At 64.0% G+C, this 13072-nt stretch carries 11 protein-coding genes; 7 read left to right on the top strand and 4 right to left on the bottom strand.

Annotated features, from left to right (window positions below; genetic code table 11):
• Window positions 1–531, bottom strand: a complete 531-nt coding sequence (locus ARTH_RS04880) for a GNAT family N-acetyltransferase (protein ID WP_043429453.1) — start codon at window positions 529–531, stop codon at window positions 1–3.
• Between the two features lie 269 nt (window positions 532–800).
• On the opposite strand from ARTH_RS04880, the gene ARTH_RS04875 reads away from it, so the two are divergent.
• The 3 genes from ARTH_RS04875 to ARTH_RS04860 all read left to right on the top strand — a co-directional run bounded on the left by ARTH_RS04875 (window position 801) and on the right by ARTH_RS04860 (window position 4343).
• Complete coding sequence (locus ARTH_RS04875) at window positions 801–1838, top strand: TOMM precursor leader peptide-binding protein (RefSeq protein ID WP_156810615.1); 1038 nt, start codon at window positions 801–803, stop codon at window positions 1836–1838.
• Window positions 1839–2389: 551 nt separating this feature from the next.
• Complete coding sequence (locus ARTH_RS04865) at window positions 2390–3118, top strand: hypothetical protein (protein ID WP_232223583.1); 729 nt, start codon at window positions 2390–2392, stop codon at window positions 3116–3118.
• Between the two features lies 1 nt (window position 3119).
• Window positions 3120–4343, top strand: coding sequence for an MFS transporter (locus ARTH_RS04860; RefSeq protein ID WP_011690817.1), 1224 nt, complete (start codon window positions 3120–3122; stop codon window positions 4341–4343).
• Between the two features lie 105 nt (window positions 4344–4448).
• On the opposite strand, the gene ARTH_RS04855 is transcribed toward ARTH_RS04860, so the two are convergent.
• Window positions 4449–5147 (bottom strand): excalibur calcium-binding domain-containing protein, encoded by a 699-nt coding sequence (locus tag ARTH_RS04855; RefSeq protein ID WP_011690816.1) that lies wholly within the window; start codon window positions 5145–5147, stop codon window positions 4449–4451.
• A gap of 44 nt (window positions 5148–5191) precedes the next feature.
• On the bottom strand, window positions 5192–6565 hold the full coding sequence (locus tag ARTH_RS04850; protein ID WP_232223582.1) for a GmrSD restriction endonuclease domain-containing protein: 1374 nt from the start codon (window positions 6563–6565) through the stop codon (window positions 5192–5194).
• A 310-nt stretch (window positions 6566–6875) separates the two neighbouring features.
• On the opposite strand from ARTH_RS04850, the gene ARTH_RS04845 reads away from it, so the two are divergent.
• The 4 genes from ARTH_RS04845 to ARTH_RS04830 all read left to right on the top strand — a co-directional run bounded on the left by ARTH_RS04845 (window position 6876) and on the right by ARTH_RS04830 (window position 12157).
• Window positions 6876–7949 carry a glycerophosphodiester phosphodiesterase gene (locus ARTH_RS04845; RefSeq protein WP_011690814.1) on the top strand — a complete coding sequence of 358 codons (1074 nt, stop codon included), beginning with the start codon at window positions 6876–6878 and terminating at the stop codon, window positions 7947–7949.
• Window positions 7950–8001: 52 nt separating this feature from the next.
• A complete protein-coding gene (locus ARTH_RS04840) occupies window positions 8002–9000 on the top strand; it encodes a DUF6454 family protein (protein WP_011690813.1) in 999 nt (332 codons plus the stop codon).
• Between the two features lie 136 nt (window positions 9001–9136).
• Window positions 9137–10825, top strand: coding sequence for a RecQ family ATP-dependent DNA helicase (locus ARTH_RS04835; RefSeq protein WP_011690812.1), 1689 nt, complete (start codon window positions 9137–9139; stop codon window positions 10823–10825).
• 33 nt (window positions 10826–10858) lie between these two features.
• The gene (locus ARTH_RS04830; RefSeq protein WP_011690811.1) at window positions 10859–12157 is read left to right on the top strand and encodes a hemolysin family protein; all 1299 of its coding nucleotides are present in this window, start codon (window positions 10859–10861) and stop codon (window positions 12155–12157) included.
• Here ARTH_RS04830 and ARTH_RS04825 read toward each other — a convergent pair.
• A complete protein-coding gene (locus ARTH_RS04825; RefSeq protein ID WP_011690810.1) occupies window positions 12154–13020 on the bottom strand; it encodes a DUF1295 domain-containing protein in 867 nt (288 codons plus the stop codon). The two genes, ARTH_RS04830 and ARTH_RS04825, sit on opposite strands and share 4 nt — an antisense overlap.
• Window positions 13021–13072: the final 52 nt, after the last annotated feature.

The following is a 13072-nucleotide window of genomic DNA, read 5'->3' as shown; positions in this document are numbered from 1 at the left end:
TTAGGACCGCGCCACATCAATCCAGTAGCGCCTAAATGGCCGCCCGTTCCCGCCCACCCTCACGTCCTCGAGCAGGCCCCCGCAACGCTCGATAGTCCTGGCTGACGCTGCATTTGCATCATCGCAGGTCAGGAGAACGCGGTCAGGCTCTTCCTGCGCAGCCAAACGGGCACACACTTCCTGCAGGGCCCACGACGCCGCCCCCCGCCCACGGTCTGACGGCCGGACCCCGTATCCGATATGCCCGCCCGAGTTCAGGAGGGCCGGCGTGAGGTAGTGGCGGAAGGCAATTGCCCCCACATACCGTGAGCCCTCCGCGATCCAGCGATAGGTGCAAGGAACAATGCCGCCCGCCTCGGCAGCCCGTTCAGCACGCGAGAGTCTTCGGACCCAGTCAGCGAACCCCTCCGGGCTGGTGACATCGTCGTCTGGCAACAGGCCGGCACCGTCCTGGTGGGCGCCGTCCCACTCGCGGTGAGACTCGGCAAACGACGGGTAGAAGGATGCATCCGGGACAACAAGTTCTAACATGCACACGACTCTATACGCCATCCAACCTACTTTTGTAACACGAATCGGCGTCCAAAGAATTTCTAGTCAACAGACTTGTCAAGCTTGTGACAGATGTCGTAGATTCAATCCGTCCAACAAATTGATAAACCAAGAGGAGTGATCCACGTGCTGAAGCTCAAGCGACTGACCAAGCGCCGTTCCAAGCTGAACTTCGTGTTCAACTGAACAAATAAAAATTAGTGGGGACCACGCATTGCGTGGTCCCCACTCCTAATTGGAGGCAAGAATTGGCAGCCACGACCTACTCCCTCAAGCAGTCGCTTCCCGTCGTCACAACAGACACCTCCGTGCACATCGGATTGGCGCCACCCAATGCAATCGAAATTGAAGACGCACCAGACGGGCTGGCGGAATTGCTTGGATTTGCATCGCAACCGCGGACACTCGATGAACTGGGCAACGAGGCCCAACTACTGCTTGGCGAAAGCTCCGGGCAAATCGTTGAGGAACTCATCGACGCCGAGATTTTGGTGCCCTACAGGATCGACCTTTCAGGGCAATACAGCCGCCATGATCTGTACTTCGCGCTTGCTCACGGCACAGGACCGGGAGCCAGTGACTTGCTCCGCGCACGAACGGTAGCGCTCATCGGCGTCGGCGGCATCGGAACCAACGTGGCCATGCAGCTCGCGACGGCAGGGGTCGGTTCCATCGTGCTGGTGGACGGAGATTCCGTCGAGGAAAGCAACCTCACCCGGCAGTATCTCTTCACTGCCCAAGACGTCGGCAAATCGAAGATCGAAGCGGCCGCAAAGAATCTTTCGCTTCGAGCTCCCGGCATCAACACCATCGAAGTCCCGTCAATGATCTCAGGCGTTGACGACCTCCTGCCAATCTTTCACGATTCAGACTTCGTGGTTGTTTCCGCCGATACTCCCCAGGAAGTGCTCGAGTGGTCCAACGAAGCGTCCATTATCTCCGGAACTCCGTTTACCTGCGCCGGATACCAGGACACGCGTGGAGTGGTGGGGCCGGTCGTCAGGCCGGGTGAAACGCCATGCCTGCTGTGCGCGGCAACAGATAACGACGGGCGGACGAACTCCACGGCATCCCTCACTACGACAAATTTCAACTCGGCCTACCAGGCGCCCAGCTTCGGCCCCCTTAACTCCATCGTGGCGTCCATTGCCGCCATGGAAGTGTTCCGCTATCTGCTCACCGGCTCGACGCAGCTTGATGGTCGGCGACTGGTCTTTGACTCACTGGAGCTGTCCTCGGAATTTGAAGACTTCGCCAGGAACATCCACTGTGCTGCGTGCACCTGACGTCAACAGCGGCAAGGCACTGGTGGCACTGGCCGGGGCGTTTACCGTCGCATCACTGGCGTCGACCGTTGCCAACAGGAACTTCTGGCCCATCGCATCAAACAACATGTTCAATGCGAAGTTCGGCGACCGACTCTCCCGTTTCGCCGTCGAATTCCACCTGTCAGACGGAACGGTAGTGGCCTGCGGGCCCGCAAACTGCATTCCGACCCAGTTCTTCCGGGCCGGGGCAGTGTTCGCAGACGTTTTCATGGGTGACGGGGACCATCCGAAACAAGTCCTGTGCCAAAGGATTCTCCGCAGACTGCGCAGCGATCGGTGGAGGCCATTTGACGAGGTTAGAGCCCCCGCAAATCTTCCCAACGTTCCCCTAGCCAGGATGGAAATCTGGGTGGAGACCACTGTGCGGGGAATGCCCGAAGAAAGGGAAGTCGTGTATACCTATGTTCCATCAGATGCGCAGTAAGCCAGCAAGTTTGCGGCAGGCACGCACTGCCGCATTGTGGATCGTCGCTGCAGTGGCAGTTACGTTACGACCAGGCCCGGCTGCTATGCAGGACTACAAAGCTGCCCTCGATCCTCCGGCCGAGAATTCGGACCGTGATTCCACTTCCCGCTACGTCCCGGGGGCTGAACGAATAGCGGCCGGCTTGCTCCTGGCAGCAGCAGCGAGCGAGCTATGCAAGAGTCCCGATTCAAAGCACTCTTCCTGGCTCCGGCGGGCAGCCCTGGGGGTCTTTCTTGGAACTCGTGCCGCGGATGCCCGGTCGCTTCCGGGACGGTGGCCCTATGACACGTTTATCGAGGCGGTCCTTGCCGTAGGCCAGTGGCCCCACTCCGCAACGACCGACCCGCGGCTCGCCAACTTGCCGCTCTCAGTGTCACGTGTGGCTCTGTATTTGCCCTACACCCAGGCTGGCCTGTCCAAACTGGTCCACGGCTTCGACGCCTGGGTCCGGCGCGGCGATGCGAATCACATCTACCACTCCCATTTAGGGGCATCTGACGGCCACCCATTTGCCCAAGAGAGATTTGCCCGGCCCGTTCGAGTCATTACCCGGGCAATTCCCTTCCTCGAATTGCTCGCCCTGCCCCTCGCCCTCGTTCTTCCCGGAAGATGGCGGATCCTGGTCCCATGCTGCACCACCCTCTTCCACGTGATGGTCGCCCGTACCTGGAACATCAGCTTTTGGCAGGCTCCCGCCATGCAATGGCTACTGACCTCGGTGGAAAAGCAGACCGATCTTGCCACCATCCTCCGCGCGTACCAAGGAAAGTAAATTGTCTCCAGCAAAGCCATGGCAGCGGCGCCTGCACCTGACGGGAATGTGGGTTAATTCGCTTGGCGGGGGCGCGTACAACATCGCCCTGCCGCTCATCGTGCTGCAAACCAGCGGCAGCCTTGCCCAGATGTCCATCGTTGCCGTCGCATCCCAGCTGCCAAAGGCCTTTCCCGGAGTGCTCATCGGAGGACTGGCCGACCGTATGTCGCCGCGCACCATGACCCACATTGGATACTGGGGTCAGGCGCTGGTAGTTGCAGCTATGGCGCTGCTTATCGGGCCCTGGCACACACCATTTTGGGTTCTTGTACTCGGCGCCTTCCTGCGCGGCAGCCTCGACATGTTCGCAAGAACTGCAACCTTCGTTGCAATCCCGAAAATGTATGGCGACGGCACGGCAAAGTTCAATGCATCAGTCTCTACGGCATGGACATCGGCTTCCATCGTGGGGCCGGCCATCGGCGGAGCTTTGAGTGCTGTCTGGGGTCCCTGGTGGTTGCTGGCAGTGGACGCTGTCTCATTCACCGTCATCGCAATGATCATGAACTTCCTGCCGTGGCCGGACCGTCCAGGCAACGTGCCCGATCGGCCGGGCTTTATTCAGGAACTTTCCGCGGGGTACAGGAGACTCTCTCAACTCCACGGTTGGTGGCGTTTCGCCGGGACAGTTGTCCTGATCGGCTTTCTGTCCGCGCCTCTCTCAACCCTGGCCATCTTCCAGACCTCGGCTGGCCTGGGCGGCTCAACTACCGAAGTGGGGATTGTTGGCGCGGCCGCGGCCGCAGGCCTGTTTTGCGGATCAATCCTGTCCGGCCTGTTTTCCAGTTGGCGTCCAAACATTCTCATGCAACGTTCCTCGTGGCTTATGGCTGGGGGCTCGTTGCTCTTCTTCATCCCTTCGTGGATCGCTGTGGCCAGTGCTCTCTTTATCGTCTGTACCGGAGGCATTGCCTGGACCGTGGGGCGCACATCCCTTATCCACCAACAGATTCCCTCCACTGATCTCGGCAAGACCATGACGGCCGTCCAGTTTCTGGAGACGGTATCCAGCCCACTCAGCCTCACGGCTGCCACGTATCTCATGGGTGTTTCGTCGTCCATGGCGTTTGCGTCAATCTTGGCCGCGGCGCTGCTGTCAGGGCTGCTTGCGCTCAAATCCGACTCGATCCTAAGTCCTAAGGAGCGCGAACCAGAGCCACGGCAGAGGGAAACGGTGCACTAGTTCACCTGTCCGATAAGGAGTCTTTGTCCTTAAAGCCGTCTGCCGTGGTTACCTTCCAGCGAAGGAAGGCATCCACGGCAGAACAGCTGCTCCGGAAAGCGGCGGCTATTTCTCGCAGGCCACGCCGTCGCGATCGCGGTCAAGGCTGGTGCTGTAACCGGGCTGGCCGGAGTAGAGCGGCGCGGCACCTGCGGCCTTGACGGCGGCACAGTTGGGATAGTACGCGGTGGCCGGAGCGGCGGGAGCTACCGGCGCCGGTGCCGGCGCCGGCGCAGCGGGAACCTGCGCCGGAGGGGCTGCCTTTTGAGCCGCAGCCTGCTCGGCGGCCACCTTCGCGGCAGCAGCCGCAGCCGCATCTGCTGCAGCCTTGTCAGCTGCCGCCTTATCTGCCGCGGCCTTATCGGCCGCAGCCTTGTCCGCAGCAGCCTTTGCCGCCGCAGCCTTCTCTGCAGCCGCCTTGTCCGCGGCGGCCTTTTCCGCCGCCTCCTTCTCGAGGTTCTTGACGCCGAGGTGCACGGTGGAGTCCTTCGCCACCTTCGCGCCCTCCGCGGGGTCCTGGGACGTCACCTGCCAGTTCTTCTTGGACATGATCATTTTGCCGTCGGCGGTGTCGTCCGCCTTGACCTTGAGCCCAAGGTTTTCCAGCTGATCCGTGGCCTTATCCAGGGTCATGCCCATCACGCTGGGAACCGTGACAGCGTCTGAGACGTCTGCAACAGCGGTTGCGGACGATGCCGCCTGCTGACCGCCGCATCCGGTCAGCATGAGGCCGGTTAGGACTACCAGTGTCAACATCTTTTTCATTTTTCCCCCTAGGAAAGTTTGGAACGGTGGAGTGATTGGTCTGGTTAGCTTTCGCAGGCAATGCCGTCGGAGTCGCGGTCCAGCGCCGGGCGGTAGCCTGCCGACCCTGCGTACAGCGGCGCCGCACCTGCAGCCCTGGCCGCGGCACAGTTGGCGTAGTAGGCGGCAGCCGGGGCCGGCGCAACGGGAGCTGGAGCCTGGACAACAGGTGCCGGAGCAACAGGAGCCGGGGCCACCACAGCGGGAGCAGGCGCTGCCGGGGCGGGCACTGCCACAAAAGGCGCAGGTTCGACGGCGGCGGGTGCCGGCGCCGGTGCGGGTGCCGCAGCGGCGGGGGCCTGCTCGTTCGTCGGTGCCAGCTGGCCCGAGCAATCGGCCAGGATCCGGGCCATCGCATCGTGCTCCGCCTGGGTGACCCACAGGCTGTACGTTGCCTTCACGGAGATCTGCCGGGCAACGTATTCACACCGGAAACCCTTGTTCGGCGGCAGCCAGGTGGCGGCGTCGCCGTCGCCCTTTTTGATGTTCGTGGGACCGTCGGTCGCCTGCAGGTTCAGCGGATCATTGGCGAAGGCTGTCCGCTGTTCCGTGGTCAGCTGCTGCGCGCCCTTCTGCCAGGCGTCGCTCAGTGCCACAACATGGTCGATCTGGACCTTGCTGCTGGTCCCGCTCCCCCGCAGGAAGCTGATGCTGGTGCCCGTGTAGGGATCCGCCAGCGTTCCCGACTGCACCTTGCAAGGGACGCTGTTCGTGTAGGTGATGCCCGTCAGGTCACGTTTGAGGATGTCGTTCCGGGTGTCGCAGCCGTTCCGGTCAACGTCGGCCCACGCCTGCCCGAACAGGGCACGGTCATAGCCCGTCTTCGGCGCCCGGCCCTTGATGGCAAGGGTGGCCAGCAGGTCCACCGCCTTGGTGGCGAAAGCCGGCTGGGCCTTCGGTGCCGTTACGTTGACCCCCTGTGCCAGGAGGTAAGGACTGTCAGGATCCAGCGGCTCGCCCGTTTCCTGCGCAGTCGGAGAGGACGACGGCGCAGGCGTCGCCTTGGCAGTTGCACTCGCCGCAGCGGCGGCGGGCGAGGCGGTGCCCTCGGATGAGGCCGCCTCAGCGTTCCACGAGGAAGTCCGCGGCAAGGCAACGGCGCCGCCGATAAACAGTGCAAATGAAACGGCCAGGGCAATAGCCCCCGCCTTACGCCTGGCCGGAAGCCACGCCCAGGAACGGCGGCCAGTCGCCAGGACATAGAGGCCGGTGAGTCCCGCCGCGATGGCCAGGAAAACCAGTGCGCCCCCAAGACCGCCGCTGAGCGCACCCAGGAGCATAAAGAGCGCCGTGATGGCCCCAACAATGAAAGTGGAAGCGCGTGGCTTGCGTGGCGGCCTCGGGTCCTCCCCGGCAGGAGTGGACCCCAGAAGGGTCACATAGTTCGACATTCTTTTCCCCCATTAATAAAGGCCCGGCATATAGCCGGGCCTTTTTCTTAAGCCGAAATCTTGCTAACCAGAAGCGTATTTCTCGTGCGGCAGCGTAATGATGAACCTGCGGAGATCTTCGTCCAACCTTGATGGAGTCTTGAGCCGGCCTTGTGCATTCCGGCGGAACTAAGAGTTCACTTCCGAGTTCACCAGTCCGTCATGTCTCCTCCACCGTCAGGAAGCGCCTCGTTTCCGGTGGATGACCAGACTGGATGCCGCTCGTAAACGGGCATGACACCGATTTGGAGACCCACAAATGAACACCGCAAAGCTGCTGACCGCGGCCGCCATGTGCGCAGGCCTGGCGCTGGGGACACCCCTTCCGGCGCAGGCTGCCGACACCAACCCGAACGGCACCGCTAACCACTTTGACATCCAGGCCCACCGCGGAGGAATCGGGCTGACGGTCGAGTCCACGCTTCCTGCGTTTGCCAAGGCGCTCGAGACGGGTGTGACCACTCTTGAACTCGACCTCCAGATAACCAAGGACGGCCGGGAAGTCATCACTCACGACCGCAAGATCAGCGACAAGAAGTGCGCGGATACCTCACCCGCGACGCCCGGGGACCCGTTGTTTCCCTACGCCGGCAAATACGTCAAAGACCTGACGTTCGACCAGGTGCGTACCCTCGATTGCGGAAGCCTCACCCTCCCCCAGTTCCCCGGGCAGCAGGCCGCACCCGGCGAAAAGATGCCCACGCTCGCGGAGGTTTTTGCACTGGTGGACTCCTACCGGGCCAGCCAGGTGAAATTCAACATCGAAACGAAGGTGGAGGCCGGCGCCCCGGAGCAGACCGCACCCCGTGAACAGTTCGTGGCCGTCGCACTGAAGGAAATCAAGGCCGCCAACATGCAGCAGCGCGTATCCATCCAGAGCTTCGACTGGGGCTCACTGCGGCTGGTCCAGGCGGCCGACCCCCGGATCCGAACCGTCGCCCTGACCAACAAGGACTTCCTGCAGGCCGGCCAACCGGGCAGTTCCCCGTGGCTTGGCGGCATCGACGCGGACGACTTTGGCGGAGACCTGGTCAACGCCGCCTCCCACCTGGGGTTCGACGCCATCTCCCCGGTCCACGGCACACCGCAAAACGGAACCGTGGAGGACCCGGGATACGTCCCGTACGTCACGGCGGACATGGTCAACCGTGCCCACGACGCCGGGATGCAGGTTATGCCGTGGACTGTCGACGACAAGCCGACCATGCGCGCCCTCATTTCCGCCGGTGTTGACGGGATCATCACCGATTATCCCGACCGGCTGCGTGAGGTCATGGCCGAGCACTCGATGAAGCTGCCGAAGCAGTACTCGCTGGAACCGGGCGCCGTCTAGGGAAAATCGCCGCACGCCGGTCCTTACCATCTGACTCTTGAAAGGCATCCCCATGAACCGCATTCGCACCCGCGGCGCCCTGACAGCCGCCGCTGCCGTCATCGTCCTCGCCGCAGGCAGCGGCATTGCCGCCCAGGCTGCGCCCGAGCCCGGCGACAGTGACCGCCACGCCGCCGACACGGCATTGGCCGACAGCTTCAAGGCCGTGGACCGTTCCACCAACTGGGAGATGACAGGCAAGCTCAAGCTCGGCTTCCCCACATTCCATCCCCAGGGCATCGCCTACACGGAGGATCACATCTTCCTGTCGTCCGTGGAAATAGTTGAGCCCACCGTTAAATACCCTGCGCCGCGCGACGGGTACGACCGCACGGCCGGGAAGGGCGTCGGGCACCTGTTTGTGATGGACAAAGCCGGGAACCTGCAGAAGGACATCATCCTGGGCGAAGGCGACATGTACCACCCGGGCGGGCTGGACTTCGACGGGAAGAACATCTGGGTGAGCGTGGCACAGTACCGGCCCAACAGCAGCTCGATCATCTACAGCGTTGACGCCGCGACCCTGGAGCCGCAGAAGCAGTTCGAGGTCCCCGACCACTTTGGCGGCATCGTCATGGACCGCCGGACCGGGCATCTGATCGGCAACACGTGGGGCTCCCGGAGGTTCGCCGAATGGAACCTCAACGGCAAGCAGCTCAGCACCTGGCAGAACCCGAACCACTTCATCGACTACCAGGACTGCCAGTACGTGGCCAATTCCCAGGCCTTGTGCGCAGGGGTCGCCAACCTGCCCCAGGCCCCGGCGGCAGGCGGCACGGCGGCCACCTACGAACTGGGCGGCATGGCCCTGATCGACCTTGCCAGGAAGACGACCCTGCATGATGTGCCGTTCCAAAAGTGGTCCACGGCCGGTCACGTGGCCACCCGGAACCCCTTCAAGCTCACGGCGGAAGGCAACCATCTGACGATGCACGTGGCGCCGGACGATGCCGAAGAAGGCAACGGCACGGAAATCCTCACCTACGAAGCAACGGTCACCCCCGCAAAATAGCGGCTTCGTTTCCTGGAGCGGGCGGCTGAACGTACGCGTTCCGCCGCCCGCTGCGACCTCCCGGCACGCGTTATGCTGGATCCCTCGGCTGAAGACGCCCGGCCATCGGATCGCACCACCACACGGAGCTGCCATCATGGCCGAGGCGCTTGCCCCCGCAGAACCCACCAGCACAGAACTCCGCCAGCTCGCCGCGGACACCTTCGGACTCCCCCGCCTCCGCGCCGGCCAGCTCGCCGGAATGCGCGCCCTCGTCACCGGCCGGGACGTCCTGGCCGTGATGCCCACCGGCTACGGCAAGTCCGCCATCTACCAGGTGGCCGCGCTGCAACTGCACCAAGGCAGCGCAAGCCGCGGTCCCGCCGTCGTGGTTTCCCCGCTGATCGCCCTGCAGGAGGACCAGCTGGACGGGCTGCTGGAAACGCTCGGCGGCCACGCCGCCGTCGCCATCAACTCCGGCCACAGCGATTCCGAAAACAACGCCGCCTGGGAAGCCGCGGAGAACGGCGACGCGGTGTTCGTGTTCCTCGCTCCCGAACAGCTCGCCAAGACCGAAACCGTAGAACGGCTCGCGGCCCTGGACGTCCCGCTGTTCGTGGTGGACGAGGCCCACTGCGTCTCCTCGTGGGGCCACGACTTCCGCCCCGACTATCTACGCCTCGGCGAGGTCCGCGCGCAACTGGGCAACCCGCCCGTCGTCGGCCTTACCGCCACTGCTTCTCCTCCGGTGCGCGAGGAGATCCAGCAGCGCCTGCACATGGTGGACCCGCTGGTCCTGGTGCACGGCTTCGACCGGCCCAACATCCGGCTGGAAGTCATCCGCCACCACAAGGACAAGGACAAGCGCCGCGCCGTGACCCGCCAGGTGGCCGAACTCAAGAGTCCGGGCCTGCTGTACGCCGCCACCCGCAAGGACACCGAGGCCTACGCGGCCGAACTCACTGCCCTGGGCCTGCGCGCTGAGGCCTACCACGCCGGCCGGAAGCAGGGCGAGCGGGACCGCGTCCACCAGCAGTTCCTCGACGACGAACTGGACGTGGTGGTGGCCACCACCGCCTTCGGCATGGGCATCGACAAACCCAACGTCCGCTTCGTCATTCACGCCGACATCCCCGACTCGCTGGACAGCTACTACCAGGAGATCGGCCGCTCCGGGCGCGACGGCGAACCCGCCTCCGCCGTCCTGCACTACCGCTCCGAGGACCTGGGCCTCCGCAAGTTCTTCGGCACCCACACCACGGACGAGGAATCCCTCTTCACTGTTCTCCAGGCACTGCGCGACGCCGGCGGGCCGGTCAGGCAGAAGGCCCTCGCCGAGCAGACCGGATTCTCTCCGCGGAAGCTCACCGGGCTGCTGAACCAGTTGCAGGAAACCCGCGCCGTCCGCACCGGCAAGCGCGGCATCCGGCTGGAAGCGGGCGCCAAGCTGCCCGCGGTGGTGGAACGCGCCGTCGAACACGCCGAAGCACGCCAGCGGGTGGACCGCTCCCGCATCGAGATGATGCGCGGCTACGCCGAGACCGACGCCTGCCGCCGCCAGTTCCTGCTGGGCTACTTCGGCGAGAACCTCCCCGAGCCCTGCGGCAACTGCGATACCTGCACCGACGGCTCCGCCTACGAGGAGGATTACGACGACGCCGCAGCGGCCGCCGCGGGCGGTGACCCATTTCCGCTCCAAGCCTCAGTTGTACATAAGGAATGGGGGCCCGGCCTGGTGATGCGGCACGAGGAGGACACGATCACGGTGCTGTTCGAGCAGGCGGGCTACAAAACGCTGTCCCGCCAGGCCGTGACGGACGGGAAACTGCTGACGCTCGCTACCTGACCGGTTGTTGACCGCATTCGGTAGTGTCAGGCTATGGACAGCGGCACGTTGGTCAACTTCGCCTTGGTTCTCTTCTTCGTACTGCTGGGCGGCGTCTTTGCAGCCACCGAAATGGCGCTCATTTCCCTCCGGGAAAGCCAGGTGCGCATGATCGAGAAGGCCGGCAAACGCGGCGCCCGGGCCGCTGCGCTGGCCCGCAACCCCAACCGGTTCCTCTCCACCGTGCAGATCGGCGTGACGCTCTCCGGCTTCTTCTCAGCCGCCTACGGCGCGTCCACCATTTCACCCGACATCGAACCCATCCTGAAAGGCGCGGGGTTCGGCGCCGCGGCCGAGCCGGTGGCCTTTATCGGCATAACCCTGCTGGTGGCCTACCTGTCCCTGGTGCTGGGCGAGCTGGTGCCCAAAAGGCTGGCTATGCAGAGCGCCGTCGGCTTCACCAAGGTCCTGGCCCCGCCGCTGGTGGTCCTTTCCGAGGTCATGCGGCCCGTCATCTGGCTGCTGTCCGTTTCCACCGACGCCGTGGTCCGGCTCTTTGGCGGTGACCCGCACGCCAAGCGGGAGGGGATCAGCTCCGAGGAACTCTGGGACATGGTGGCGGAGAGCGACCTGCTGGAAGAGAGCAGCCGGCACATCCTGACCGACGTGTTCGGCGCCGGGGACCGCACACTGCAGGAGGTCATGCGCCCCCGCACCGAAGTGACCTTCATTGACGGCACCATGACTATTGCCGACGCACGCAGCATGGTCCGGGACGGCCCGTATTCGCGGTTCCCTGTGATCGGCAGGACCCCGGACGACGTCCTGGGCTTCGTCCACATCCGGGACCTGATGACCCGGACTGAACAGCAGGACCAGGGGCTGGTGAAGGACATCGTCCGCGAACTCCTCCCCCTGCCGGGAACCAACCGGGTGCTGCCGACGCTGTCGCGGATGCGCCGGCTGGGCCACCACATCGCGCTGGTGGTGGACGAATACGGCGGCACCGACGGCATCGTCACGCTGGAGGACCTGGTCGAGGAGTTGGTGGGCGAAATCTACGACGAATACGACACCGGGGCCGACCACGAGGACCGCGTCACCGTGGCCAACGGATCCATCGACGTGGACGGCGGCCTGATCCTGCAGGAATTCGCCGCTGCCACCGGCATCACCCTGCCGGAGGGCCGCTACGAGACAGTGGCCGGGTTCGTCATCTCCCGCCTGGGCCGCCTGCCCGTGGTCGGGGACCGGGTGCAGGTGCCGGGCCAAGTGCTGACGGTGCTCGCCATGGACAGGCTCCGCATCGCCCGGATCCGGGTGACGCCCGTGACCGGGCAGCCGGCGGTCTAGAGCCTGGGGATGAGGACCGGGGTGTTCTTCTTGTACGCCTCATAATCGGCCTGGCCGCCCCATTTCGAATCGGCCTTCTTCTCCAGGAGCGGGATTCCGCTGGCTTTGATGAGCAGCAGCGCCACGAACACCGGCGAGAGCAAGGCCACCCACTGCCAGCCTTCCAGCACCGGGATGGCGATGAGGAGCACACCGATCCAGAGCACAATCTCGCCGAAGTAGTTGGGGTGGCGGGATTTCGACCACAACCCCGTGGAGATGAACTTGCCGTCATTGGCAGGGTCCGCCTTGAACCGGCCCTTCTGGTTGTCCGCCACGATCTCGATGCCGAAGCCGGCCGCCCACACCACAAAGCCCGCGAGGGCCCACCCGTCAAGTGCCACGCGGGTGGCGCTCGTAATGGCAATCCAGGCAGCTGCTGCGGTGAGGACCACCCAGAGGCCCTGAATGGTCCAGGCGTTCAGGAACCGGAGGAACGAGGGCTTGATCTCGTCGAAGCGGTCGTCCTTGCCGTGCCTGCTGACCCGGCGGAACAGGAAGCTTCCCAGCCGCGCGGCCCACGCCACCACCATTGCCGCGAGCAGAAGCCCCCGGGCATCCACGCCCGGGGTGAGCAGGACCAGGAGGAGGGTGATGGAGATGTACGTCAGGGCGCCGGTGAGGTCGTAGAACTTTTCGGTCTGCGCCTTGAAGGCGGGGATGAACGCCAGCCACTGGATGAGGAACGCAGCCCCGACTCCCACGGCGAACAGGGGGAAACCGCCCAGTACTGCGCCGGCCTGGCTGCCGGCCGCGGCAACCAATGCCCCGATGACCACAACCACCGGAAGACTGATGAGCGCTTTACGGTCCGATTCCTTCATCAAAGCTTCCTTTCAGACGCCGGCACGACAAGAGCACCCGGGAGTCAATCTG

The sequence above is a fragment of the Arthrobacter sp. FB24 genome (assembly GCF_000196235.1).
Taxonomy (GTDB): Bacteria; Actinomycetota; Actinomycetes; order Actinomycetales; family Micrococcaceae; genus Arthrobacter.
This window is presented reverse-complemented; position numbering and strand designations above follow the sequence as displayed.

Excerpts from the sequence above, each read along its gene's own strand:
- ARTH_RS04880 (WP_043429453.1), bottom strand. The coding sequence starts at position 531 with ATGTTAGAACTTGTTGTCCCGGATGCATCCTTCTACCCGTCGTTTGCC.
- ARTH_RS04865 (WP_232223583.1), top strand. The coding sequence starts at position 2,390 with ATGCAGGACTACAAAGCTGCCCTCGATCCTCCGGCCGAGAATTCGGAC.
- ARTH_RS04855 (WP_011690816.1), bottom strand. The coding sequence starts at position 5,147 with ATGAAAAAGATGTTGACACTGGTAGTCCTAACCGGCCTCATGCTGACC.
- ARTH_RS04845 (WP_011690814.1), top strand. The coding sequence starts at position 6,876 with ATGAACACCGCAAAGCTGCTGACCGCGGCCGCCATGTGCGCAGGCCTG.
- ARTH_RS04840 (WP_011690813.1), top strand. The coding sequence starts at position 8,002 with ATGAACCGCATTCGCACCCGCGGCGCCCTGACAGCCGCCGCTGCCGTC.
- ARTH_RS04835 (WP_011690812.1), top strand. The coding sequence starts at position 9,137 with ATGGCCGAGGCGCTTGCCCCCGCAGAACCCACCAGCACAGAACTCCGC.
- ARTH_RS04830 (WP_011690811.1), top strand. The coding sequence starts at position 10,859 with ATGGACAGCGGCACGTTGGTCAACTTCGCCTTGGTTCTCTTCTTCGTA.
- ARTH_RS04825 (WP_011690810.1), bottom strand. The coding sequence starts at position 13,020 with ATGAAGGAATCGGACCGTAAAGCGCTCATCAGTCTTCCGGTGGTTGTG.